This window comes from Sorangium sp. So ce1504, assembly GCF_051521635.1.
Taxonomy (GTDB): Bacteria; Myxococcota_A; Polyangia; order Polyangiales; family Polyangiaceae; genus Sorangium; species Sorangium cellulosum_B.
This window is the reverse complement of the sequence record NZ_CP150365.1, coordinates 5412176-5436572: the sequence shown is the minus strand read 5'-3', so window position 1 is coordinate 5436572 and position 24397 is coordinate 5412176. Positions and strand designations below refer to the sequence as shown.

Here is a 24397-nt window from a genome sequence, read left to right as displayed (position 1 = left end):
TACGTCGGGCTTAAGGAGCGGATCCCTCTGCGTTCGAGCTGGGACTCGGACGTACGGGGAGAGACGCGCGCGCTTGAGAGCGGAGACGCTACCAAACGGAGGCAGCGCATGGCGACGGTGTCTGACAGCGAGCTCGAGATCTTCGGCCTGGACGGTGCGGATGCGGCGGAGGGCGATCGCGACCCAGCGGGCTCAACGGAGCCCGTCGTGGAGGGCGCGCTCGCGCTCCAGGCCGACCCCGCGGAGTCGGGGAACGCCATCACGCGCGAGCAGCGCAGGTCGCGGCGGAAGCGCGAGATCCGGGCGCGGACGATCAGCGTCAAGCGCATGACCAAGCGCGAGCTCGAGATCGGCCGGATGCTCTACCCCGAGACCGACTACTACAAGCCGCGGGCCCGCGCCGAGTGCGTCGACGGTCCGAGGCCGTGCCCGTACGTCTCGTGCCAGCACCACCTCTATCTCGACGTCTCCGCCAGGACGGGCGCCATCAAGCTGAACTTCCCCGATCTCGAGGTCTGGGACATGAACGAGACGTGCGCGCTCGACGTCGCGGATCGCGGCGGCACGACGCTCGAGGACGTCGGGGCGATCATGAACCTGACCCGCGAGCGGATCCGCCAGGTCGAGGTCAAGGCGCTCGCGAAGCTAGAGGCGCTGAAGGACATGATGGCGCTGCGCGATTTCGTCGACGAGGGTCCGGTCGGCAAGCGCCGGCTCCCCGTGCTGACCCAGCCGGACGACGACGAGGACGAGGACGAGGTCGACGAGGAAGAGGCCACGGGCGCGGACGGCGACGCCGAGGACGAGGGCCCCGAGGCGACCCGCGCTGGGCGGCCGGCCGAGCTCGAGGACGCCGGCGACTTCGACGGCGGGGAGTGATCAGTCGGGCCGGGCCTCGACGGTCACGATCGCGTCCGCGCCGAGCGCGCCCGCCAGGAAGGCGCGCCACGCGGCCAGCGTGATTTTCGCAGCGGCCGCGCGGGAGGGGCGGCCGTTGAACAGGTGGATGAGCCGGCGCCTGGGCTCCGCGAGCGCGTCGCGCTCCCGCCGGGCGAGGTGGGCCTCGGCGCGGCCGAGATCGGCGTCGGTCACCCGCTGCGCCAGGCCGGCGAGGAGCTCCTTCACGCGGGCCGAGGCCTCGCTCAGCTCTCCGGCCTCTGCCCTGATCTCGACGGCGAGCGCCGCGGCGCGTGTCCCGCCGAGGACGCGCGCGCTCGCGCGGGCCGCGAGCGGCCGCTTCGTCGGCGCTGCGCTGGCTGGAGCCGGGGACGCCGTGCTCGCCGCGGGAGAGAGCGCGGCCGCGAGCAGTCCGCCTTCGCCGTTGAGGGCGAAGGCCGTGAGCTCGGCGAGCTCGCGCGCCGTGGGAGAGGCCTCGCGCGCCGCAGGGAGCCGCGCGCCGACGACGGCCTGCGACAGGGCCGCCCCGGCCGGCAGGCGGGCGTCGTGGTGACCGAGCCGGGGCACCACCGCGCCGTCCGGTGAGCCGCACCCGCGCGGGGTGAGCCGCGGCGCGAGCCAGCGCTCGGCGGCCTCCGCAGCGGCGGCCGCCTGGGAAGCGTCGGCGTTCGCGAGGACGGCGAGCCGGAGCGGGCCGGTCGCGAGGGCCTGCCAGCGGAGCTGCACGGTCTCGAGCGCGCCGCTCGCCACCCGGTCCCAGACGCCGAACGGCTCGATCCAGGACGGGTGGTCGGGCGCGATCGCGGAGGCGAAGGCCTCGAGCGCCGCGGCCCGCCCTCCGGAGAGGTGCTCCAGGTGCTGGAGCGCCGCGGCGCGCGCCAGCGTGAGCGCCTCGGGGCCCAGCGTGGTCGCCGCGACCGCGCGCGCGGCGGCGTTCGCCACGCGGCGCCCGAGCTCGGCCGGGGTCTCGCGCTCGTCGCGGAACGGCGCGTGCGCGATCACGCCGACGGCATCCGCCGTGACCCACGGCTCGATCGTGACGTCGAGCTCGCGCCGCCGGGTCTGCACGGCGGCGAGCGCGGCGAGCGCCGTCGCGCCGGCGTCGTACAGCCCCTCCTCGGCGACGCCGCACGGGCTCCCGAGCAGGACCCAGACCTCGCCTTGCCCGCGCTCGACCAGCGCCCGCCGCTCCAGGGAGGGCTGGGCTCCCGGCGCGAGCGCGCGCGAGAGCTCGGCCTCGAAGCGCCGAGCGCCGGCCTCGCCCGGCGCCGCGGGCTTCGGCGGGTCGGCGCTCGGAGGGAGGCCGAGCGCCGTCGCCCACCGCTCCGGCGGCGCGCCCGGGGCGCTCCCCGAGAGCGCCCACCACGCGGCGCGCGCGCCGGCGTCGCGGGGGTCCTGCGCGGTGAGGACCTGACGCGTGGCGACGTCGGGGTTCGGCGGCGCCGAGAAGCCGCGGCGGATCTCCTGCCGCGCCACCGCGGCCGCGAGCGCCGCCGAGGCCTCGACGGGCGGGGCCGTGGGCAGATCGGCGGCCTCGATGGTCACGCTCACGCAGCCGCCGCGCGGGCGGGCGACCCCGAGCACCTCGACGGCGCGAAATGGGGAGGGGAGCGCCGAGAGGCGCGCGCGGAGCGGGGACCCAGGCGCGCCGAGCCGCTCCGCCGCGGCGACGGCCGCCTGGGGGCTCGCGACGCGCGCGGCCACGGTCACGCGGGCGGCGCGCCGTCCGAGCTGGTTCGTCGTGTACACGCCGACCGTGTCCGCCGCCGGCCAGGGGTCCGTGGGCGGGCCGCCCGCCGGCCAGGCGTCGATGCCCTCCGCCGCGCGCGCCGCCTCCTCGCAGAACGCGGCGGGGCCGACGGCGGCGATCGAGGTGCGCCCGGCGTGCAGCGCCGCGGCGCGCCACCCCTCGAGCTCGCGCGCGCCCGCGGGCGTCGCCAGATCGACCACGGGCGCGGCGCCCGCGAGGCCCAGCTGGCCGGTGCAGGCCGCGATCGGCGAGAGCTCCGGCGCGTCGAGCGGGCTCGATCGGAGCGCCTGCGTCCGCTCCGCGGCCCGGGCGACCTCCGGGCTGCCCGCCGCGATGGGCTGCGCGAACGCCGCCGACAGCGCGCGCAGGAACGGCGTGACGCGCGCCGCGTCCCTGACGAGCAGGCGCACGCGGAAGGCGCTGCGGTCGATGCGCGCGTCCACGTCGAAGCCGGCGGCGAGCAGGCGCGCCTCGACCACGCTGGCGAGCGCCGTCGTCGCGACCGAGCCGAGATCGGTCGCGACCGAGACGACGAGCGCCGGCGCGGGATCGCCGTCGCGCGAGACGAGCGCGAGCCGCGGCCGGGCGTCGAGGTGGCGCACCTCGATGCGCCCGACGCTGCCCTCGGGCGTCGAGGCGAGGGCGTGCCCTGGCGCCGGCGGGCCGCCGGGCGCCGCGCCGCGGCAGGCTGCGAGCAGGACGAGCGGCGAGAGGAGCGCGGGCCTCAGGGAGCGCATGCGTCGTCGGAGGGCAGCGGCGCGCCTTCCAGCTGGAAATCGGCCGGGCAACGCGGGGCGATCTTGAAGCCGTAGAAGTAGGTGAGCACGCCGGTGACGGACCGGAAGGAGGCGCCGTCCGCGAGCGGCGGCCCCTCGCGCTCGAGATCGTAGAGCTCGTTCGAGAGGCGCGGGACGTCGGCGGGGCGCACGCCGGCCCCGACGTCGATCGACGCGGCGTAGCGGCCGTCGCGGTTCGAGGGGTCGCCGGCGATCCTGACGCCCTCGACCCGCACGAGCATGCCGATGTACGGGCGCGCCGACGCGTAGCCCCTCAGGTCGTCGAGGGGCACGCGGATCGGGACGGCGGGGCGGTCCTCGAAGCGGAAGCTCATGGTCCCGCCGAGCTCGGGCAAGGTGCGGCAGCCGCCGAAGCGGCCGGCGGAGGGGCCGAGGAACTCGGTGAGCTCGCCGAGCACGTCGACGACGTCGCCGGGGATGAGCCGCAGATCCGGGGGGTCGAACGCGGGCTGGAAGACCGTCATCCCCGAGTAGGGGACCGGCTTGTCGGCGCTGTCTTGCACGTAGTGGTTGCCGCGCGCGCCCTCGCCGGTCTCGTCGAAGCTGTCGATGGCGACGAGGGTGGCGCCGGTGACGTGGGCGCGGCGAGCGGGCGGCGCGGCGCAGCGCCGGCTCTCTTCGTCCTCCGGGTCGAGCCACCCGGCGTCACCGATGATCTCGGCGACGCGCGCGCCGCCGCCGCGCTCGTCGGCGAGGGGGATCGCGGGGGCATCTCCGTCGCCGCCGCCGCACGCGCCGAGCAGCGGGGCGGCGGCCGCGATGAGCGGGAGCGCGGAGGAGGTGCGAGGCGGGCGAGCCATCCTCCTCGGCTCATACCACAGGGCCGACGGCCGCCGAGCCCCCTTCGGGGGAGGGAAACGTCACGCCGCGAGGCTGACGCTGGACAGCATCGCCTCCAGGCGGCTCTGGATCTTGTGGCGCTTCGAGTACACCGTCTTCACGCTGATCCCCATCCGCGCCGCGATCTGCTCCGGGGGCAGGCCCTCGGCGAAGTAGAGCGCGACGAACTCGCGGTCCTTGTTGGAGAACGCGTGGAGCACCCGCCCCACGAGCGCGGCGCGCTCGCGGCGCTCGGCCTGCTCCTGCGGCGAGGGGCGCTCGCAGGGGAGCTCGACCGCCGCGTCGTCGAGCGGGGCACAGCGCGGCGCGCGCCGCCTCGAGCGCAGATGGTCGTACGCGCAGTGGACGGCGAGCGTGCCGATCCAGGAGCTCAGCCGCGACCCGCGGCCTGCGTCGAAGGTCCTCAGCTTGCGCATGTCGTTCGAGAGCAGCTGCACGAGCAGCGTGGCGTGGATGTCGCGGATGTCGTCCTGCGCGACCACAGCGGAGAAGCGGGCGATCACGCCGCTGATGCAGCGGTGGACGAGCCGATCGTAGCGGGCGTGGAAGGCGCGCCAGGCGCGCTCGTCCCCCGCGATCATCGCCTCCACCAGCGCACCTTCGGCGAGCTCGCCGAGGTCTTCGCGTCCGTTGTCGCCGAGAAGCAAGTCGTTGGGCATGCCTGGCTCCTGTGCACCCGACGTGCCAGCGAGGACCGATGCGCGGGGCGTCGCGTCGCTGCGCGGCGTCCTCGCCCGGCGGCGGCCGTCGTCGCGCGATCCGCCGCGCAGCGCCGGCGCGACGCGCGATCTCCAGAGCCGCGGAGCTCGGGCGACGAGCGCGCGTCGCAGGGGTCATCGCAGCGGCGGCGGGTCGTCGCGGACCTGCGCGTGCCCGAGGCGCTGTTAACGCGGGTTCACGCGCCCGGCGCCGTTCTGGAGACCCCGCGCGCATCGGCTCGGCGCGCGGGCCTGTTTCGGGTTATGGACGGATCGTGCTCTCCGGTCGTGCCCTGGCCCTCGCGGTCCTCGCGTGGTCGCTCCTCAAGGTCGCGGTGCGCCGTCTCTTCGACGACGGTCCGAGCGGGCTCGCGCTCTTCCGCGAGAACTACGATGCCGATGGCCTGCCGCCGCTCTCGCCCGCCGAGCGCGCGGCCCTGCCCCGCTTCTCCCGCTGCATCGCGTGCGGGCGCTGCGACCTCGGGGAGGCCGAGCGCATCGCGGCCTCCAGGGGGGCTTACCGCGGCCTCATGACCGTCGTGCTCGCGTCGTCGCGGAGCATGCCGGACTTCGACGCCGCGGCGCTCGCGCTCGCGCACGTGCCGGAGGAGGTGCTCGCCGAGAAGGAGAGGATCTGCCCGACCGGCGTGCCGTTCCGCGAGCTGGCCGGGTTCGTTCGGGCCAAGGCCAGGCCCCAGGCGGCGCCGTCCGCGGACGGGGCGGGGAGCGGCGAGCCCTCGGCCCTGGCCCTGGTCGCCGCGGTGACCTCGCCCGCGGCCGACCTCGACCCCTCGTCGGCCGATCGCGCCGCGCCCGAGGCGACGTGATGACGCCCGGTGGACGCCGCGGCGTGGCGAGGACGCTCGCCTTCCTCCTCCTCTTTTGCACCCCCGCCTGCTCCGCTCACCAGCCTGCAGCGCCCCGCACGGGAGCCGACGCGCCGATCGCGCTCGGCGTCGCGCCGAGCACCCCGCCGGCGCCCCCGCGGCACCAGGCCGAGGACGACGATCCGGACGACATCGACAGCGTCTCCACGCCGATCGCGCCCGCGAGCGCGCGGAGCGCGGCGAAGGGGACGCCGATCCAGGGCGGGCGCGCCACCTACTACGCCGACAAGTTCAACGGCCGCCGCACCGCGAGCGGCGAGCGCTACAACCCGCGCGCGCTCACGGCCGCGCACCGGACGCTGCCCTTCGGCGCCGTGGTCGACGTGGTCCGCCGGGACGGCCGCCGCGTGCGCGTGCGGATCAACGACCGCGGCCCGTTCAAGCGCGGCAGGATCATCGATCTGTCGCGCAGGGCCGCCGAGCGGATCGGGCTCATCGAGGACGGCGTCACCCAGGTGACGCTCGAGCTCATCTGGAAGCCGGCGCGACGGCCGCGCTGACGCGCGCCGCCGCGGCTACTGGACGAGGCTGAGCCGCGGGGCCGCGGCGAAGGCCGCGAGGTGGCCGCTCTCCTCGGCCACGTAGACGTCGCACCGCTCGTCCACCCGCAGGAGATCCGGGATGAGGTCCGTCGGCACCTTGCCGAGCAGCGCGCCGTCGCGCGGCCGGACGACGTGCACCTCGCTCTGCGGCACGAACAGCGCGCCCGAGCGGAGCACCGGCTCGAGGCGCCGCGGCCTGTCGCCCTCGACGCCGCCCGCGATGACGTGCCGGTACCGGACCGCGCCGTCGTGCGCGCCGACCCCGACGATCTCGCCTGCCTCGCTGTTCACGACGACCACATCGTCCACCATGAGGCACGAGGCCGTCGACGCGCACGCGGTCAGGTCGAAGCGCGTCGCCCCGGTGCGGCGATCGATCCCCACGAGCCCCGTGCCGCGCCGCCCGTGGGTCACCACGCACACCGTCTCGGGCCCGAGCAGCGGCGCGCCGACCGGCGCCACGTGCTTCGGCAGATCGACCGTCCACCGCGCCTCGCCGGACCACGGGTCGAGGTGGTGCAGCCGCGCCCCGCCGCGGCCGACGAAGGCGCCGTCGCCCGCCAGCGCGAAGAGCGCGTCGTGATCGACCGCCACCGGCGACGCGAACGGGAGCCGGTCGCAGAAGCGCCACACGACCTCGCCGCTCAGCACGTCGAGCGCCGCGAGGGCCGGCTCGCCGCTGCCCACGAGGACGAGCTTGCCCGCGCGGCGGAGCCGGAAGTTCTCGCCGCGCCGCGCGGCGTAGCGCCAGCGCACCTCGCCGGAGTAGAGGTCCACGGCCGCGAGGTGGCGCGTCCCCTCGCTCACGATGAGCATCCGCGGCAGCCCGGGGGCGCTCACCACCGCGCCCGAGGCGTTCGCGCCCACGCGCGGCGAGAGCCGCGTCGACCAGGCGACCTCGCCGCTCGACAGATCGTGCAGCTGCAGCGTGCCGTCGGGCAGGAGCCGCCCGAGGCCGACCGGCGTCATCACCGAGACCGCGCGCGGCGCAGGCTTGCGCCACAGGCACTCGCCGGTCCGCCGATCGATGCACGTCAGCTCGCGGGTCGAGCCCACCACCAGCACGTCGCCGCAGAGGAACGTGGCGCGGAGATCGATCGACGGGATCGCCGCGATCCACCGGGCCGTGAAGCGCAGGCGCGTCCGCCCGAACGTGTCCTCGGCGGCGGCCTGCGGGCGCGCCGCCGCCGCGAAGGCGCGGTACGTCTCCGGGGCCACGTTGATCTTCGCTTCGTTGCGCGTGAGCTCGCGGAGCCGCTCGGCGAGCTCGCGGACGCGCGCCCGGAACTCGAACAGGCGCAGGTTCGACGTCTGGCCGCGATCGCGGCGCACAAGGCTGCGCGCGAGCGCACGCCCGAACGCGACCACGCCCTGGGCGAGCGCCGCCACGTCGACGGCCGGGAAGGTCCAGGTCTGCGCCCGCTCTTCGGCGGCCGCGAACGAGGGTACGCGGCCAGCGCCGGGCGCGCGGGGATCCGCGGAGGGGACGCGGCCCACGCGGGGCACGCCGAGCGTGAGCGACAGCGCCCCCTCGCTGTGCAGCCGGACGCCGAGGATCGCGCCGCCGACGGTCAGCCGCCGGTGGTAGGGCTGGCGCCGCGCCCACGCGTCGAGCGACTCGAGCGACAGCGACGCGAGCTGCTCGGCGAACGGGAAGACGAAGACGTCGGGCAGCTCCCGCGCCTCCTCGCCCACGAGCACGCGGATCTTGCCCCGGAAGAGGAGCGAGAAGAGGTCGGCCCGGAGCACGGCCGGCTGCGTGAGCGCCGCGCCCTGCGACGTGCGCAGGAGCGCCTCGGCCGCGATGGCGATCGGGATCTCGCCGGTCGGCTCGACGCCCACGATCGCGGGCTCTCCTCCCGCCTCGTCGGGCGAGAACGGCAGGGAGGCCGCGAGGCACCGCCGCGCGGCCGGGAGCCGCTGCTCGCCGATCCCGCCGAGATCCGCGTCGTTCTCGGCGAAGGCGGCGTCGCGGCGCGCGCCCGGGCCCCTGCGCGAGGCGAACCGGTCGATGGCCGCGAGGAGGCGCGCGCAGAGCGCTTCGCCGTCGAAGCGCCGCTCGTGCAGGGCGACCTCGGGCACGTCCCCGCCCTGGAAGACGGTGACGAGGAGGTCGCGGCCCACGCGCTCCAGCCCGAGCTCCCAGGGGTCGGGCTCGAGGCACAGGCGCACGACCGCGCGCGCGCGGCGTCCGGAGGCGAGCTCCGCCGCGGCCTCGGCGAGCTCGCAGAGCAGCGGCAGCGCCTCGGCCTCGGCGCGTAGCGGCAGCGCCGCTCCATCGAGCGGAGGAGACGCGTTGCGCGCCCCCTCCAAGACGAAGTCGAGCACATCGTGCAGCGACGTGCGCTCGGGCTCCGATGAGCAACGGGTGTTGTCGGCGACAAGTGACAGTCCGGGCATCCGCCGACGGATGCTAGGCAGCGCGCGGCCCGGTCCTAAGTTTTGTGCGCGGATCGCCGCGGAGTGGACAAGCACGTGCCACCTGGCTAGACGGCGCCGGCGCCGGGCGCGCCGCGGCTCGAGGCGCCCTGCGCTGCGAGGACGCCCCGAGAACGGCGACGTGCGCCGCGCAGAATGGTTGGCAATCGAACCGGACGTGCGACACTGCGCACCCCGAGCGCCATGCCTGCCGAGAGACCGCCCCATTTCTCGATGCTCCGGTCGTTCGCGCTCGCCGACTTCGTCACGCTGGCGAACGCGGCGAGCGGCACGCTGAGCATCCTGCTTTGCCTGAACTACGTGGCCGAGCGCGAGCGCATCTATATCTGGGTGGCGTTCGGGCTCCTGCCGTTCGCGCTGGCGTGCGACGTCCTCGACGGCACGATCGCGCGCTGGCGCCGCAAGCACTCGCCGCTCGGGGCCGATCTCGACTCCCTCGCCGACGTGGTCTCGTTCGGCGTCGCGCCCGCGGTGCTCGGCTACGCGCTCGGCCTGCGCGGGCCGTGGGACGCCGCCGCCCTCGTCTACTTCGTCGCCTGCGGGATCAGCCGCCTCGCGCGGTACAACGTGACGGCGGCCGAGCTGTCGGACGAGCGAGGAAAGGTGCGCTACTACGAGGGGACGCCGATCCCCACGAGCCTGCTCATCGTGCTGCTCTTCGGGGTGCTGTTTGCCAAGGAGCGCGTGCACGAGCAGCTCTGGCTCGGGTCCATCGCGCTCGGCCCCTGGGCGTTCCACCCGCTCAGCCTGGTCTATGTCGTGAGCGGCAGCGCCATGGTCAGCGGCACGTTGAGGATACCGAAGCCGTAGCGGGGAGGGGCGGGCGCGCGCCGGGGAGGGGCAGGCGCGCGGCGCCGCGCGAGCGTTCAGGTTCGGCGCGCCACACACCCTTGCCTCTTCCTCGGCGTCCAGGCAGCCTCCGGTCATGGGTCAACCCGCCGAGAAGGAGCCCCGCGCCACGTACGCCGACCTCGAAGCCGTCCCGTCGAACAAGGTGGCGGAGCTCGTCCGCGGCACCCTGCACGTGTTCCCCCGCCCGGCGCCGCGGCATGCGCGAGCCGCGTCCCGGCTCGGGGGGAAGCTGTCCGGCCCCTTCGACCTGGGCGAAGGCGGGCCCGGCGGCTGGACCATCCTGGTCGAGCCTGAGCTGCACCTCCCCGACCCGCGCACGCCTGGTGAGTTCGACGTGCTCGTGCCCGACCTCGCCGGCTGGCGGGTCGAGCGCATGCCCGAGCTGCCCGAGACGGCCTTCTTCCCGCTCGCTCCCGACTGGATCTGCGAGGTCCTGAGCCCGTCGACCGAGGACGTCGATCGCACGGAGAAGATGCCCCTCTATGCGCGCGAAGGCGTGCTCCACGCGTGGCTCGTCGATCCAATCCGGCGCACCCTCGAGGTCTTCTCGCTCGCCGCGGACAGGGGCTGGGAGCCCGGCCCCGTCCACCGCGACGCGGCGCGGGTCCGGGTCGTGCCCTTCGAGGCCATCGAGATCGATCTCTCGGTGCTCTGGGCGAAGTAGCGGAGGCGAGTCCCCGGTCCGGCGGGCCGCGCACGGTCGCTCTCGATCACGGGCACCCGGCGGCGATAGACTGTCCGGATGCGGCCCTGCTGGAGCTGTGGTGCCTCGCTGGAGGCAAGTCGTGATGGGATCGCATGCCCGCGCTGCGGCGCAGATGCCCCCGGCGTCGCAGGCGCGGCTGCGCCGCGGGGCGCGCCCGCGCCCGCGCCGGGGCCATCGCGGGCGACGAAGGTGCTCCTCGCCGCGGCGATGGCCGCGGTCGGGATCGGCTTCGCGGTGATGTTCTTCGCGCGCGTCGACCCGCCGCAGGAGCCCGCGCCGCGCGCGCGCCCGCTCTCCACGCAGCTCGACGCCCTCTGCTTCGTGGACGCGAACGGCGACGACGCGCCCGACCCGGTGCTGTGGCAGGACGGCAAGACCCGCGGGCGCGTGGTGGCCGTCGATGGGCGCAGCGGGCAGGGGATCTGGGCCTCGCAGCAGATCGAGGAGCCGGACGCGCTCGCCTGCGCGGACCCGAACATGGTGCTCGCGGGCGGGGGCGACGCCGCGCTGCGCGCGCTCGACGCCCGCACGGGCAAGGAGCGCTGGGTGGCGAACCTCCCCGGGGTCCCCGACGAGATCGCGGGGGGCGACGGCTGCGCGACCGTGGTGATGAAGGACGGCACGGCGACCGGGATCAAGCTCGAAGGGGGCGGGGCGGCCGACTGCCCGACGGCGCCGCAGCCGTCGGCGATCACGGGGCACTTCTGGGAGCGCAAGAAGAACCCCCAGGTGGTCCAGGCCGGCGGCGTGGAGGTCGTGCTTGCCGCGCCGGCCGGGGGCCCGCCGCGGCTCACCGCCGAGGGGCGGCGGGGCAGCGAGTCGCTCTGGAAGAAGGAGCTCGCCGCGCGCGCGCCGCTCTCCGGCGGGCGGCCCGACCTGTTCCTCGTCGCGAGCGGCGGCGCCGCCGTCGTCGTCGGCGTCGACGTGGTGAACGGCACCGAGCCGCGGATCATCTCCCTCGATCCGGTGTCCGGGGCCGCGCGGTACGAGCGCGCCGCGGCCTACCTCGGCGACCGGCTCACGGCGGCGAAGGCGTCCGGCCCCTACGTCTACGTCATCAGCGGCGCCGCGGTGAGCGGCGCCGCGCTGCGCGCGATCGATCCGGCGACCGGAGAGACCGCGTGGCGCGCGACCACGCCGCCGTCGCCGTGAGCCGGTCGCCGGCGTGGCCCGCGGCGCGCCCTCAGCAGAGGCAGCCCACGAACGTGCCCGAGAACAGCGGTCGCTCCATCACGGCGGCGCCGCACGTCGGGCACGTATCGCCGAGCTTGAGCTCGCGGGGCTGCGGCGCCGGCTTCGCCGGCTGCGCGGAAGGGGACGTCCCCACGACGGCGAGCGGCTGGAACTCCACGATCGACACGCGCGAGAACCCCTGCCTCGGCGTGGCGCTGCGCTGCGGCGACGTCAGGAGATCCTGCTTGCTGCGGACCGGCAGGATGGGCCGCGACATGTTGATGTACGCGAGCTCGATCGTGTAGAGCGCCGGATCGAGCATGCGCGGGTCCTCCGGCTGGACGATCCCGTGCTGGAAGGCCTCGATCAGCATGTCGACGTCCGTCCTCGCGTTGCGGTTGCGCGCGGCGTCGACCAGGAAGAGGCCATTGCCGTAGTAGGCGGCGTTGAGCCAGAAGCCGGTGCCCGCGGTGTGGTAGCCGCCGGTCGCCCACTTGTACCCGCGCAGCGAGCGCACGTGTGTCGTCAGCGCGTTCGCGAGCGCGTACGACGTCATGCCGAGGGGCAAGAGGCTCACGAGCGCCGCCGGGTGGAAGTTCAGGCAATCGCTGCAACAGACAGGCACCGTCGGCACGAGCGCCTGCGCCGGATCGATGCAGACCTGGACTTCCGATTCGCTGCGATAGCAGCCGGTAAAACACGAATGCCGCTCGACGGCGGCCAGGAGCGCGGCGGGAAGTGCCATGCGGGGAACTATACCGTCCACGAGGGCGCATGGCTGCCACGAGGCGCAGCGGCGCCGCCGTTGTCCGAGGCGTGCGCGCCGCGGCGAGCCCAGGTGTTCGCGACGTTCGCGCGCACGTGCCCGCGTGGTCGCGTCTCGCATCTCACCTGCTCGCACGATTGCGAGCAGACGAGCGCAATTGCGTCCTTCGTGCGCCTGTCACAGGATCGCTGCGTGCTGATCACCGTACACCCTGAGCGCTTGCTCTGCTGCCGGTGCGTCCTCGATGGAGAACGCGCGGAGCGGCGCGTGCTCCGGTGCAGCGCGGGCGTCAGCGCCTCGTGTCCATCGGAGTGCCGCGCGGACGCACGGACGGCGTGACGGGGCGAGAGCGTTCGCTGCTCGTTGCGCTCGCCGGCGCGCTCTCGGCGCTGCTCCCGGCGCTCGCGCTCTCGGGGTTCACGGTCGACGACGCCCTGATCACGGCGCGTTATGCGCACCACCTCGCCCGGGGACTGGGCTACCGCTTCAACGCGGCCGGGCCGGTGACCGACGGCGTGACGCCGCTCGGGTGGGCGTTCGTGCTGGCGCCGTTCGCGGCCGGCGGGCCGCTCGCCGCGCTCGCGGCCGCGAAGGCGCTCGGCGCCCTCGCGTGGACGCTCGCCGCCGGCGTCCTGGCGCTCGCGATCGATCGGGCGTCCGCTCGTCCCATCCGGTTCGCGGCGCTCGCGCTCGTGCCGGCGTCGGCGCCGCTCGCCGCCTGGAGCGTGGCGGGCATGGAGACGGGCGTCGTCGCGGCGCTCGGGGCGCTCGCCGTCGCGTTACCGGCGCTCGGCGGCGCCCTCGGCGGCGCGGCCTGCGCCGGGGCCGCGGCGGCGCTCCGGCCGGAGCTCCTGCCGTTCGCGCTCGTCGTCGCGCTCTCGGCCCAGGCGGCTCCGCGCCGCGACGCCGCAGCGGACGCGCCGCCGCGGCCCGCGTGGGCGCGAGCGCTCGCCGCGCTCGCGCTCGCGGGCCTCCCCTTCGTCGCCGTGGCCTTCGCGCGCCTCTCGATCTTCGGGCGGGCCGCGCCGCTCGCCGCGCTGGCGAAGTCGCCGGACGCGGCGCTCGGGGCCCGGTACGCGCTCGCGTGTCTCCTCCTGACCGGGCCTGCGGCGCTGATCGCGCCGGCCGCGTGGCGCGCGCTCCCCGCGTGGCCGCGCGGGCTGCTCGCGGCGGTCGCGGTGCACTTCCTCGCGGTCGCGGCGGCGGGCGGCGACTGGATGCCGCTGTCGCGGCTCGTCGTCCCGGCGCTGCCCGCCGTGGTGCTCGCGGCGGCCCACGTCGCCTCGGTGGCCGACGCGCGCGCCACGGCGCTCCGGCTCGCGCTCGCGCTCGCGGGGGAGCTCTTCGTGATGGTCCGGGTCGGGCCGACCGCCGCGCGGGTGGGCAGCGACCGGCTGCGCGTCGTCGAGGAGCTCCGCGGCGCGCTCGCCGGGGCGGAGGTCGTCGCGGCGCTCGACATCGGCTGGCTCGGGGCGGCGACGGGCGCGACCCTCGTCGATCTCGCGGGGGTCACGGATCCGGCGATCGCGGCGCTGCCCGGCGGGCACACAACGAAGCGGATCCCCGGGGCGCTGCTCGACGCGCGCCGGGTGGACGCGCTGGTGCTGCTGCTCGCCGAGGGCGAGGCGCCCGCGTCGCCGTGGCCCGCGTCGCGGTTCGCGCGCGGGGTGGAGCAGCGCGTCGCGCGCCTGCCCGGCGCTGGCGACGCGTTCGCTCCCGTGGCGGTGAGCGGCGTCCCGCACCTCCGCTATGTCGTGCTGCGGCGGCGCGCAGACGACGCGGACGCAGGCAAAGCGCCCCGTGACGCGGGCGCGCAGCGCGACAGGTAGGTGAGCCGGCGAGGCGCGCCGGTGCGCCAGCGTGTGCGCCGCGCCGACGCGAGCGCCTGCGCCGCGACATGCGTCCCTGGGAGGTGGCTCGGCCAGGGGATCGGCCGCGGTGAGCCGGCGCGCACGCCGCGCGGCGTCGAGCGAAGTGACAGTGGACGGACGGCGCGCGCCGCTGGCACGCTGTGCGATAGCGGCAGAGCGCCCGCCAGGAGCGCGTCAGCTCGATGCAGGCAGGAGAGGTCGTCGACGACCGGTTCGAGATCGAGGAGCACGCCGCCTCGGGCGCGACGGCGCGCGTGTACCGCGCGCGCGACCTCCGGTCCGGCGAGCTCGTCGCCCTCAAGCTCCTCCAGACAGCCGCGACCGCGTCGCTGAGCGCCCTCGCGCGCGAGCATCTCGCCCTCGCGACGCTCGCGATCCCCGGCGTCGCCCGTTACGTCGCGCACGGAGCGACGGGCGGGGGCCGGCTCTACCTCGCGATGGAGTGGCTCGATGGCGAGACCCTCTCGGAGCGGCTCGATCGCGGCCCGCTCACGCTCGCCGAGGGCCTCACGCTCGCCGCGCGCATCGCCGAGACGCTCGCCGCCGTCCACCAGCTGGGGTTCGTGCACTGCGACGTGAAGCCGGGCAACCTCATCCTCGAGGGCGGCGATCTCCAGCGCGTCCGGCTCATCGACTTCGGCGTCGCGCGCTTCTCCGGGGATGATGAGGAGGAGTTCCCGACGCTCGGCGACATCCGCGGCACGCCCCAGTACATGGCCCCGGAGCAGGCCCGCGGCGAGCCGCAGATCGACGCGCGCGCCGACGTGTTCGCGCTCGGCAGCGTGCTCTTCGAGTGCCTCACCGGGCGCGCCGCGTTCGGCGGCAGCGACCCGCTCTCGGTCCTCATGAAGGTCCTCCTCGAGGAGCCGCCGCGGCTCAGGGAGCTCCGCGACGACGTCCCGGCCTGGCTCGATCGGCTCGTCGCGCGGATGCTGTCGAAGGCGCGGGAGTCCCGGCCGCGCGACGCGGGCGTCGTCGCGGCGGCGCTCGCCTCGGAGGCGCTGGATTCACGCCTCGACGCGGGCCCGCCGTCGCTTCAGCCCCCGTCGTCCCACCCGCCGGCGCAGCGCGGCCGCGAGATCACGACCAGCGAACGGAAGGTCATGTGCCTCCTCCTCGCCCGGGAGGGCCAGGCCGACGCGGAGGCGACGCTCTCCGATGTCGAGGACGAGGCGAGGGCGCGGGCGATCCGCGAGATCGTCGAGCGCCACCGCGGCCGGATCGAGCTCCTGGAGGCGCGGTGGCTGCTCGTGACGCTCTCGGGATCGGCCGCGCCCACCGACCTCGCGGCGCAGGCGGCCCGCTGCGCCCTCTCGCTCAGGGAGCTGCTCGGCGGCGCCCGCCTCTCGCTCGTCATCGGCCGGGCCGAGGTCGCCGCGCGGCTGCCGGTCGGCGCGGTGATCGATCGCCTCGTGCAGCTCGTGCAGGGCAGCCGCGAGCCCCTCCATCCGGCGGCGATCCGCATCGACGACACGACCGCGGGCCTGCTCGGCGCGCGGTTCGACGCCACCCGGGACGCGTCGGGGTGCTGGCTCCACGGCGCGCGCGAGGAGCCCGAGACGCAGCCCTCGCTCCTCGGCCGGCCGGCGCCCTACGTCGGGCGCGAGCGCGAGCTCGGGCTGATCGAGGCCGAGATCGACGCCTGCTTCCGCGGGGTGGCCCCGGGCGCGGTGCTGGTGACGGGCGCGGTGGGGTCGGGCAAATCGCGCCTCTGCTACGAGCTCGTCCGCGCGCTCCGGTCGCGCAGCGAGCCCCTCGCGGTGTGGCTCGGCCAGGCGGACCCGATGAGCGCCGGCTCCGCCTTCGGCCTGCTCCAGCGCGCGCTCCGCCGCGGGCTCGGCCTGCGCGACGGCGAGCCGATCGAGTCGAAGCGGCGCAAGATCCGCGCGCGCGTCGAGCGCCGCTGCGGCGCCGCGGCGGCCGCGCGCGTCGCGCGCGTCGCGCCGTTCCTCGGCGAGCTCGCGGGCGCGCCGTTCCCGGACGACGACGACGTGCAGCTCAGGGCGGCGCGGCGGCACCCGCTCCTGATGAGCGACCAGCTGCGCCTCGCGTGGGAGGATTTCCTCGACGCCGAGTGCGCCGCGCAGCCGGTGCTCCTCGTCCTCGACGACCTGCACTGGGGCGATCTGCCGACCGTGACGCTGGTCGAAGCCGCGCTGCGCAACCTGAAGGGCAGGCGGTTCGCGGTGCTCGCGCTGGCGCGGCCCGGCGTGCACGAGCTCTTCCCGGGGCTCTGGGGGCCTCACCTCGTCCGGGAGGTCCGCCTCTCTCCGCTCGCGCCGTCGGGCGGAGAGCAGCTCGTGCGGGAGGCGCTCGGCGCCCGGGCGAGCGCGGAGCTCGTGAGGACGCTCGTCGAGCGCGCCGACGGCAACGTGTTCTACCTGGAGGAGCAGATCCGCGCCGCCGCCCGCGGCCGGACCGCGGCGCCGCCGGAGACGGTGCTCGCGATGGTGCAGGCCGGGCTCGACGCGCTCGACCCGGAGGCGCGCCGCGTGCTGCGCGCCGCGAGCGTCTTCGGCGAGGCGTTCTCCGAGGCGGGGGTCGCCGCGCTCGTGGGCCGGTCGGAGGTCGCGCGCGAGGTCGACGAGCTCGTGCGGCACGAGGCGATCGTGCGGATCGGTCCGCGGAGCGCGGCCGGCGACGCCGCGCTCCGGTTCCGCCACGCGCTCATCCGCGAGGCCGCCTACGGCATGCTGACCGAGGGCGATCGGCGGCTCGGCCACGCGCTCGCGGGCGGCTTCCTCGCGCAGCGCGGCGAGGCCGATCCCATGGCGCTCGCCGAGCACTTCGAGCGCGGCGGCGAGCCCGCGCGCGCGGCCACGGCGTACCTCGCGGCGGCGCGGCAGGCGCTGCGGGGCAACGACCTCGGCGCGGTGCTGGCGCGCGCCGCGCGCGGCGTCGCGTGTGATCCGGCGCCCGCCACCGTGGGCGAGCTCCGCCTGCTCGAGAGCCAGGCGCACTTCTGGCGCGGCGATCTCGCGCTCGCCGAGGAGCGCGCCGCGGCCTCCGCGGAGCACCTCGCGGAGGGATCCGCCGCCTGGTTCGCCGCGCTGACCCGGATCATCATCGCCGCGGGCGCCACGGGCGGCCTCGAGCGCGTCGAGCGCTGGGCCGCCGTCGCGCGCGACACGCCTGCGCCCCTCGAGGACGGGAGCTCCGCCAAGAGCGCCTGCCTGAGCTCCGCCGCGCTCATGCTGATCTTCGGCGGCCGCTATGCGCTGGCCGACGCGCTGCTCGAGGGCGCGGAGCGCGCGATCGAGGGCGCCCCGGCGCCGGATCTCGAGGCCGTGGCGAACCTCCACGAGGCGCGCGCGATCCGCGCGCACGCGGGCGGCGACCCCGGCGCGAGCCTCGCGGGCATCGCGGCGGCGCTCGCGGCGTTCGAGCAGGCCGGCGACGTGCGGCGGGCGTGCATGGCGCGCATGAACCTCGGCTACTCGTACGGCCAGGTGGGTCAGCTCGAGGAGGCCGAGGCGGCGCTGCGCCAGGCGCTCGCCGAGTCGGAGCGCATGGAGCTGCGCGGCACCACGGCGTACGTCCTCCAGAACCTCGGCCTGGTGCTCTCCTACCGCGGCCGGCTCGACGAGGCGAGGTCGGTCGAGGAGACCGCGTGCGCGATGCTGGAGCGCCACGGCGACGTGCGGATGGAGGGCTGCGCGCGCGTCTACCTCGCGAGCATCCTGCTCCTCGCGGGCGATCCCGAGGCGGCGGCGCGCGAGGCGCGGGCCGCGGACGCGATCCTCGAGCGGGCCCCGCCGATGCGCGCCTACGCCGTCGCGGTGCTCGGGCGCGCGCTGCTCCACCTCGGCAGCCCTGGCGACGCGCTCGCCGCCGCCGAGCGTGCGCGCGCGCTGCTCGAGGAGGTGGGCGTGGAGGAGGGCGAGTCGGTGGTGCGCCTGGTCTACGCCGAGGCGCTGTCGGTCTGCGGGCGTGGCGCCGACGCCGCGCAGGCGATCGCCGAGGCGCGCGATCGCCTGCTCGCGCGCGCCGAGAAGATCAGCGACGGCGCGTTCCGGGCGCACTTCCTGGAGCGGGCCGTGGACAACGCGCGCACGCTCGAGCTCGCGCGGGCGTGGCTGGGCGAGGCGGCGGAGTAGCCGAGCGCGCTCGTCGCTCCAGGCGAGGAGCGCTGCGCGGTCCGTGCGCTCGCCGCTGCGCCGCCGGGGTGGTCTGCGCCGTAGTTCTCCGGTCGATCCTACCGCGAGCGAGCGGGCGGCGCGACCTCCTGACCGCGAGCGAGCGGGCGGTGCTACGCCCCGTCGGAGGGCGGTCGGCCAGGTCGTTTACACTGGGAGGCGGCGATGAGGAGCCGCCCTTTCATCACGCTGCGCCTCCCCAGGGTCGTTCATCCGGGCGAGACGTTCGACGTCGGGCTCTCGCTCGAGAGCGCCGCGAAGACGCCCATCAACTTCGTGCGCGTGGCCCTGCGGCACACGCACGAGCGGCTGGTTCCGGTCGAGGGGACCTTCGAGGTTCGCGATCTGCTCCTCCTCAGCGAGGAGGTGGCCGGGGAGGGGCGGCTCGGCGAGGGGATTCACCGCTACCGGGTCTCGTTCGCGCTGCCTGGTGATCTCCCGCCGACGTTCGCCGGCGCCTTCCAGGCGTGCCGGTGCGAGGTCCGCGCGCACGTCTCCATTCCGTGGTGGCTCGACGCCCGGGAGAGCCAGGAGGTCCTCGTCCGGCCCAGGTCTGCTCGGCGGCCGGAGGACGAGCCGTTCATCGACGCGAGCCACCGGGGGCGCGGCGCCTTCGTCGAGGTGTCGCTGCCGGGCCGGACCCTCACCCCGGGCGCGATCGTGACCGGGGCCGTCGCCTTCGGGGGTCTCCCGGGGCGCTATCCCTTTGGGCTCCGCGTCGCGCTGGTCGGCAATGGGGTGGAGCAGGTGAACGCGCGCAGCGGTTCGTACGAGAGCTGCCCGAACGTGTTCTTCCAGGATGTCACAGGGATCGCCGAGGGAACGGAGGTGCCTTTCCGCATCTCTCTGCCGGGCGATCTCGCGCCGTCCTTCCGCCTCCGCGAGGTTGCCCTGGAGTACGCGCTGGAGGTGACGATCGAGCACCTGGCGGGCGGGGAGCTGGTGCGACATCGCGTGCCGGTGGTCGTCGGCCTGTTCGAGCCGCGGACCGGGCGCGATGGAAAGCGGCCCCGGATCGGCGCCGATCGCTGGCGCGCGGTCTGGGCGCGCGCGGGGCGGCGGGTGGGGCTCTCGCTGGAACGGGGGCTGCGGCTCCGCGGCGTGCGCGCGGGGTGCACCGTCGAGGTGGCCTCTGCCGTGAAGGGGTTGAGGGCCGGCCTGGGCGCGACGGTGCGGTTCGCGGAGCCCTGGGGGTTGCGCCTCGACGTGCAGTGGCGGCGCGTGCTGGAGCTCGATGGGCTGGAGACGGGGGACGAGGGATTCGATCGGCGCTTCCGGGCGGCGGGACGGGAGGAGGCGCAGGTGCTGGCCGTGCTCGGGCCTGCGCTCCGGCGTGCGCTGCGTGCTTTCCATCGGGCCGACGTGGACGACAGGGAGGCGTGGGTGTGGAGCGCCGCGGAGGCGTCGGACGAGCACGCGCTCGACGCGTTCCTGGCGCAGGTCAACGCGCTCGCGCAGGCGCTCGCGGAGGCCGGCGCGGCGCTGCCGCCGCCGGCGGCGATGGCGGCGTGGCTGCCCGCGTGGCACCGCTTCGCCGAGGAGAGCGACGGGGCGCTCCGGGTCGGTTCGATGCGGCTCTCGGGGACGCTCGAAGGGGCGCGGTTCGAGCTGGAGACGCTGTTCAAGGGGGCCGTTCCGGCGAGGACGCGGGTCTCGTTGCGGCTGGATCCGTCGATCGAGGGCGCGGCCCGGCCGAGGAACACGGCGGAGCAGGGGATCGCAGCGGCGATCCTGGAGCAGGCGGCGCGCCTCGGGGGGGTTGCGGATGCGGAGGAGGGGGTCGCGGTGGCGCCGGGCGCGATCGCGGTGGTGATCGGGGCGCCGCTCGCGGATCCGGCGGCGGCGCGGGAGGTGTTGCGGCCCATGCTGGCGCTCGCGCGGCAGATGCGGGGGGAGGGGCGGGGCGGGCCGTATCGGTGAGGGGGAGCGAGGGCGGTGACGAGACATGGCCGGGGGCTGGTCGGCAGGGCAGGCGAGGATGTCGGAGTTGGCCCGGCCTGGTCGGCGGAGCGGGCGAGATGTCGGGACATCGCCGGGACCTGGTCGGCAGGGCAGGCGGGTATGTCGGATATGCCCTGGGGCCTGGTCGGCAGGGCGGGCGGGTATGTCGGATACGCCCCGGGGTCTGGGCGGCAGGACGGGCGGGTATGTCGGATACGGCCCGGGAGCTATGCGGCGCGCCTTCGGAACGCTTCGATGGCGTGTCGGATGCCGAGGGTCACGTCGGTCCACGCTTCGTCGCGGTCCTGCCAGAGGGTGACCGGCCTGGCGTCCTTCGGCAGCGCTTGGAGCCTGGCAAACGGTGCGCTGCGCCAGTCGGTCTTCCGGAGAATCACCGGGATGACGCGCGCCTGGCCGGCGTCGTGGCGCGCGAGGGCGCGCTTCATCTCCATGTCAAAGCAGTAGTCGGAGGCAAGAAAATCCGCGCTGACGAGGAGGAGAATTACTTCGGCCTCGTCGAGATTCCTGTCGATCTGGCCGGCCCACGCGTCGCCGGCGCCGATGCGTCGATCGTGCCAGCTCTGGAGGAGCCCCTCGCGCTTGAGAAGGGCGAGATGGGCCTCCAGCTCGTCGCGGAGGCCCTCATCCCTGTGGGAGTAGCTGAAGAAGAGACGGATGGGCGCCTTCGCAGGAAGGCCCTTCTCTTGAGGTTCCGAGGCCGTGAAACAGAGATGCCAGAGATTGCCGTTTGCGTCGCCTGCGCAGATAAGCTGTTGGGACACAGCCACACTGCCGAATCGGCTCGCTCCGTGCACCGTATCCAGGCATTCCCCTGTCGAAACATCCCAGAGCTTGAGCGTGCTATCCATGGCGGTGGAGACGATGCGCTTGCCATCGGGGCTGACGGCGCAGGCAATGACCGAGCCAGAGTGGCCTTCGAGGGTGGATAGGAGCTTCCCGGTCGCAAGACCCCAGACCTTGAGCGTCCTGTCCTCGGAGGCAGACACGATGCGCCGGCCATCAGGGCTGATCGCGCAGGCATTGACCCAACCAGAGTGGCCTTCGAGGGTGGATAGGAGCTTCCCGGTCGCAAGATCCCAGACCTTGAGCGTCCTGTCGTCGGAGGCAGAGATGATGCGCTGGCCATCGGGACTGACCGCGCAGGCATTGATCGAGCCGGAGTGGCCTTCGAGGGTGAAGAGGAGCTTCCCGGTCGCAAGATCCCAAATTTTGAGCGTTTTGCCGCTGGATGCGGAGACGACGCACCGGCCATCGGGGCTGACCGCGCAGGACTTGACACGACTGGCGTGGCCTTCGAGAGTGGAAAGGATCTTCCCGGTAGCAAGGTCCCAGATCTTGAGCGTCCTATCGCTGGACGCTGAGACGACGCGCTGGTCATCGGGGCTGATCGCGCAGGATCTGACCCGATTGGAATGACCTTCGAGCGTGGAGAGGAGCTCGCCGGTAGCAAGGTCCCAAATCTTGAGCGTCCTGTCGCTGGATGCGGAGACGATGCGCTGGCCGTCGGAGCTGAACACGCATGCATTGACCGAACGAGAGTGGCCTTGGAGGGGGGAGAGGATCTTCCCGGCAGCAAGGTCCCAGATCTTGAGCGTCCTATCGCTGGACGCGGAGATGATGCGCCGGCCTTCGGGGCTTATCACACAGGAGTTGATCCGATTGGAGTGTCCTTCGAGCGTGGAGAGGAGCTCGCCGGTAGCAAGGTCCCAGATCTTGAGCGTCCTGTCGTCCGAGGCCGAAACAATACGCTGGCCGTCGGGGCTGATCGCACAGGAATTGATCCGATTGGGGTGGCCTTCGAGAGTGGAGAGGAGCTCCCTGGTCGCAAGGTCCCAGACCTTGAGCGTCCTGTCGCCGAAGGTTGAGACGATGCGCCGGCCATCGGGGCTGATCGCGCACGCGTTGACGGAACCGGAGCGAGCCTCGACGGTGGAGAGGAGATTTCCGGTCGCAAGGTCCCAGATCTTGAGAGTTCTATCGTTGGACGCGGAGACGATGCGCCGACCATCGGGGCTGACCGCGCAGGATTTGACACGATTGGAGTGGCCTTCGAGCGTGGAGAGGAGATTTCCGGTCGCAAGGTCCCAGATCTTGAGAGTTCTATCGCTGGACGCGGAGACGACGCGCTGGCCATCAGGGGCGATTGCGCAGCCATTGACCCCATAGGCGTGGCCGTGCAGGGTGGAGAGGAGCTGCCCGGTTGAGAGGTCCCAGACCTTGAGCATCGCATCGCCGGAACCGGAGACGATGCGCTGGCCGTCGGGACTGATATCGCAACATCTGATCTCCTTAGCGTGCCCCTCGAGGGTGGATAGGAGCTTCCCGGTCGGCAGATCCCAGACCTTGAGCGTTCCATCGCTGGAGCCGGAGACGATGCGCTGGCCGTCCGGGCTGATCGCGCATGCATTCACCCGGTCGGAGTGACCGAAAAGGCTGCGCTCCTCGCCAGTCCACATCCGCGCCGGATGCCGAAGCCGAAGCCTCGGCATGCCGCGCGGGAACAGCAGCGTTCGCGCGATTCGTTCAGCCTCCCACCCGGCCGAGCGCAGCCGGTTGTAGACCAGCTCTGGCAGCGCCTCCGGTGCCCCACGCAGCCAATGCGACTCGGCACGCACCGCTCGGTAGAGCAGGTCGATGTCGCCGTCCCCGAGCTCCTTCGCGCCGCGGTGCAGTGTCTCCTCGATCGCTGCAGGGCCATCCTCGCGGCAGAGCGCCTCCAAGAGGCCGAGATCTCGGCACAACCCCCGCGTCTTCTCTTTCTCGCCCGCCGCGAGGGCATGCGCGATCGCGTGGCGCGCTGCATACCGCCTCCGGAAGTCGCTCTCCCTCTCTATCACCGGCCACCGCGCCGCCGTCTCCAGCAGCCGCCGGTGCATCTCGGCCATGCGCTTCGGCCCGAGCTTGTCCGCGACGAACGCGCGAAACGCCTCGTGGAACGGCCGGTACGCCCGCGAGCCGCGCCACGACGCCGGCTCTTCCAGGAGCAGCGCCCGCGCTGCGCGAAGGAAGTCCTCGCCGGACTCGACGTCGTTCCACCCCCACGCCGCCTCGATCTCCTCGAGCGGCAGCGCCTCGCGCGCCGCGCAGACCAGCCCGAGCCCGCTCGCGACCAGCCCGAACTGCTCGCGCGGCAGGCTCCGGAGCTGTTGCCAGATCTGCTCCAGAAACCCGCTCAGCCCGCGAGGCAGGCGCTCCACGCGCCGATGCTCGATCGGCTGCTCCTCCAGCCATTCCCGCAGCTTCACCGCATAGAGCAGGTTCCCGTCTGCCCGTGCCACGGCCTCCTCGACGAGCCTCGGGTCGAGCTTCGGCGTGAACCGCGGCGCCTGATCGCCCCAGAACGCGCGGCAGGCATCCTCGTTCGAGCCCGCCCACGCGGGCGCGTCGAGATCGATGCGCCGCACGTTGCCACGGCTCTCCAGCCAATCGAGGTGCGGATACTGCGGGCGCGAGGCGCAGAGCGCGTGCAGGCGCGGCGGGAGCGCGTACGGCAGGAAGCCTGGAAGCGGGTTCTGCCCGGCGCCCTCGTTCCGCGCCTCGTCGAGGCCGTCCACGACGAGTACCAGGCGCTCTCCGCGAGGGACGAGCTCATGCTTCGACACCCTGGCGAGAAGCTCGATCAGCCGGTTCTCCGGCCGCGCCTCGGGGTCCTTCTGCGCCGGGTAGAGCGCCTCGATCTGCGCCGAGAGGGAGCGCGCGACCGCCTCGGGGCGATCCCAGTCCATGACGTCGCGCCGGAGGAAGTGGTGCGGCGCCCTGTGGCCGCGCTGCTCCTGCACGTCGAGCCATCGCGAGAGGATCGCGCTCTTGCCCATGCCGGGCCCGCCCGTGACGAGCACCCAGCGGCCTGACGTCGCCGCGCCGTCGAGGTGGCGATCGATGGCCGAGAGCACGTCCTCTCGACCGAAGAAGTGCTCGTGGCGGCTGCGCTCGATGCCGAAGTCGATGAGGTCTCTCGCCACGGCGCCAGTCTACCAGCGCGCATGCACCGCCCGGCGAGCGCCGTGCGACGCGGACCAGGGCTTCGAGCGGCGTGTCCGCGCTCCCGGCACCCGTCCACCGATGGCGCAGCACCCGCAGG

General features: G+C 74.5%; 15 protein-coding genes. 9 read left to right on the top strand and 6 right to left on the bottom strand.

Going from position 1 to position 24397, the window contains the following annotated elements; all coding sequences use genetic code 11:
* Nucleotides 1–108: 108 nt before the first annotated feature.
* Nucleotides 109–879, top strand: a complete 771-nt coding sequence (locus WMF39_RS20335) for a sigma factor-like helix-turn-helix DNA-binding protein (protein ID WP_437747142.1) — start codon at nucleotides 109–111, stop codon at nucleotides 877–879.
* Here WMF39_RS20335 and WMF39_RS20330 read toward each other — a convergent pair whose 3' ends face one another.
* Genes WMF39_RS20330 through WMF39_RS20320 form a run of 3 tightly spaced genes read right to left on the bottom strand, consistent with a single transcriptional unit; the run spans nucleotide 880 to nucleotide 4943 of the window.
* On the bottom strand, nucleotides 880–3384 hold the full coding sequence (locus tag WMF39_RS20330; RefSeq protein ID WP_437747141.1) for a hypothetical protein: 2505 nt from the start codon (nucleotides 3382–3384) through the stop codon (nucleotides 880–882).
* Nucleotides 3372–4244, bottom strand: coding sequence for a hypothetical protein (locus tag WMF39_RS20325; RefSeq protein ID WP_437747140.1), 873 nt, complete (start codon nucleotides 4242–4244; stop codon nucleotides 3372–3374). Before WMF39_RS20325 ends, WMF39_RS20330 begins: the two co-directional genes overlap by 13 nt.
* Nucleotides 4245–4304: 60 nt before the next feature.
* Nucleotides 4305–4943, bottom strand: a complete 639-nt coding sequence (locus WMF39_RS20320) for an RNA polymerase sigma factor (protein ID WP_437747139.1) — start codon at nucleotides 4941–4943, stop codon at nucleotides 4305–4307.
* Between the two features lie 314 nt (nucleotides 4944–5257).
* Here WMF39_RS20320 and WMF39_RS20315 point away from each other — a divergent pair, with 314 nt between their 5' ends.
* Together WMF39_RS20315 and WMF39_RS20310 are read left to right on the top strand one after the other, a co-directional pair.
* Nucleotides 5258–5809: a hypothetical protein gene (locus WMF39_RS20315; RefSeq protein WP_437747138.1), complete on the top strand. Its 552-nt coding sequence runs from the start codon at nucleotides 5258–5260 to the stop codon at nucleotides 5807–5809.
* A gap of 191 nt (nucleotides 5810–6000) precedes the next feature.
* Nucleotides 6001–6369, top strand: a complete 369-nt coding sequence (locus WMF39_RS20310; protein WP_437748003.1) for a septal ring lytic transglycosylase RlpA family protein — start codon at nucleotides 6001–6003, stop codon at nucleotides 6367–6369.
* A gap of 15 nt (nucleotides 6370–6384) precedes the next feature.
* On the opposite strand, the gene WMF39_RS20305 is transcribed toward WMF39_RS20310, so the two are convergent.
* Complete coding sequence (locus WMF39_RS20305; RefSeq protein ID WP_437747137.1) at nucleotides 6385–8811, bottom strand: PQQ-binding-like beta-propeller repeat protein; 2427 nt, start codon at nucleotides 8809–8811, stop codon at nucleotides 6385–6387.
* 222 nt (nucleotides 8812–9033) lie between these two features.
* On the opposite strand from WMF39_RS20305, the gene WMF39_RS20300 reads away from it, so the two are divergent.
* The 3 genes from WMF39_RS20300 to WMF39_RS20290 all read left to right on the top strand — a co-directional run bounded on the left by WMF39_RS20300 (nucleotide 9034) and on the right by WMF39_RS20290 (nucleotide 11560).
* On the top strand, nucleotides 9034–9660 hold the full coding sequence (locus WMF39_RS20300; RefSeq protein ID WP_044965217.1) for a CDP-alcohol phosphatidyltransferase family protein: 627 nt from the start codon (nucleotides 9034–9036) through the stop codon (nucleotides 9658–9660).
* 115 nt (nucleotides 9661–9775) lie between these two features.
* The gene (locus WMF39_RS20295) at nucleotides 9776–10366 is read left to right on the top strand and encodes a Uma2 family endonuclease (protein ID WP_437747136.1); all 591 of its coding nucleotides are present in this window, start codon (nucleotides 9776–9778) and stop codon (nucleotides 10364–10366) included.
* Nucleotides 10367–10597: 231 nt separating this feature from the next.
* A complete protein-coding gene (locus WMF39_RS20290; RefSeq protein WP_437747135.1) occupies nucleotides 10598–11560 on the top strand; it encodes an outer membrane protein assembly factor BamB family protein in 963 nt (320 codons plus the stop codon).
* A gap of 31 nt (nucleotides 11561–11591) precedes the next feature.
* Here WMF39_RS20290 and WMF39_RS20285 read toward each other — a convergent pair whose 3' ends face one another.
* A complete protein-coding gene (locus WMF39_RS20285) occupies nucleotides 11592–12326 on the bottom strand; it encodes a hypothetical protein (RefSeq protein WP_437747134.1) in 735 nt (244 codons plus the stop codon).
* A gap of 356 nt (nucleotides 12327–12682) precedes the next feature.
* Here WMF39_RS20285 and WMF39_RS20280 point away from each other — a divergent pair, with 356 nt between their 5' ends.
* The 3 genes from WMF39_RS20280 to WMF39_RS20270 all read left to right on the top strand — a co-directional run bounded on the left by WMF39_RS20280 (nucleotide 12683) and on the right by WMF39_RS20270 (nucleotide 20274).
* A complete protein-coding gene (locus WMF39_RS20280; protein ID WP_437747133.1) occupies nucleotides 12683–14176 on the top strand; it encodes a hypothetical protein in 1494 nt (497 codons plus the stop codon).
* Nucleotides 14177–14400: 224 nt separating this feature from the next.
* On the top strand, nucleotides 14401–18315 hold the full coding sequence (locus WMF39_RS20275; RefSeq protein ID WP_437747132.1) for a serine/threonine-protein kinase: 3915 nt from the start codon (nucleotides 14401–14403) through the stop codon (nucleotides 18313–18315).
* 204 nt (nucleotides 18316–18519) lie between these two features.
* Entirely contained in the window at nucleotides 18520–20274 is a 1755-nt protein-coding gene (locus WMF39_RS20270) for a hypothetical protein (protein WP_437747131.1), read from the top strand.
* Nucleotides 20275–20522: 248 nt separating this feature from the next.
* On the opposite strand, the gene WMF39_RS20265 is transcribed toward WMF39_RS20270, so the two are convergent.
* Nucleotides 20523–24278 carry a TIR domain-containing protein gene (locus WMF39_RS20265; protein WP_437747130.1) on the bottom strand — a complete coding sequence of 1252 codons (3756 nt, stop codon included), beginning with the start codon at nucleotides 24276–24278 and terminating at the stop codon, nucleotides 20523–20525.
* Nucleotides 24279–24397 lie beyond the last annotated feature (119 nt).

Coding starts and splice junctions, on each gene's coding strand:
- WMF39_RS20305 (WP_437747137.1), bottom strand. CDS start 8,811: ATGCCCGGACTGTCACTTGTCGCCGACAACACCCGTTGCTCATCGGAG.
- WMF39_RS20275 (WP_437747132.1), top strand. CDS start 14,401: ATGCAGGCAGGAGAGGTCGTCGACGACCGGTTCGAGATCGAGGAGCAC.
- WMF39_RS20270 (WP_437747131.1), top strand. CDS start 18,520: ATGAGGAGCCGCCCTTTCATCACGCTGCGCCTCCCCAGGGTCGTTCAT.
- WMF39_RS20330 (WP_437747141.1), bottom strand. CDS start 3,384: ATGCGCTCCCTGAGGCCCGCGCTCCTCTCGCCGCTCGTCCTGCTCGCA.
- WMF39_RS20295 (WP_437747136.1), top strand. CDS start 9,776: ATGGGTCAACCCGCCGAGAAGGAGCCCCGCGCCACGTACGCCGACCTC.
- WMF39_RS20320 (WP_437747139.1), bottom strand. CDS start 4,943: ATGCCCAACGACTTGCTTCTCGGCGACAACGGACGCGAAGACCTCGGC.
- WMF39_RS20300 (WP_044965217.1), top strand. CDS start 9,034: ATGCCTGCCGAGAGACCGCCCCATTTCTCGATGCTCCGGTCGTTCGCG.
- WMF39_RS20335 (WP_437747142.1), top strand. CDS start 109: ATGGCGACGGTGTCTGACAGCGAGCTCGAGATCTTCGGCCTGGACGGT.
- WMF39_RS20325 (WP_437747140.1), bottom strand. CDS start 4,244: ATGGCTCGCCCGCCTCGCACCTCCTCCGCGCTCCCGCTCATCGCGGCC.
- WMF39_RS20285 (WP_437747134.1), bottom strand. CDS start 12,326: ATGGCACTTCCCGCCGCGCTCCTGGCCGCCGTCGAGCGGCATTCGTGT.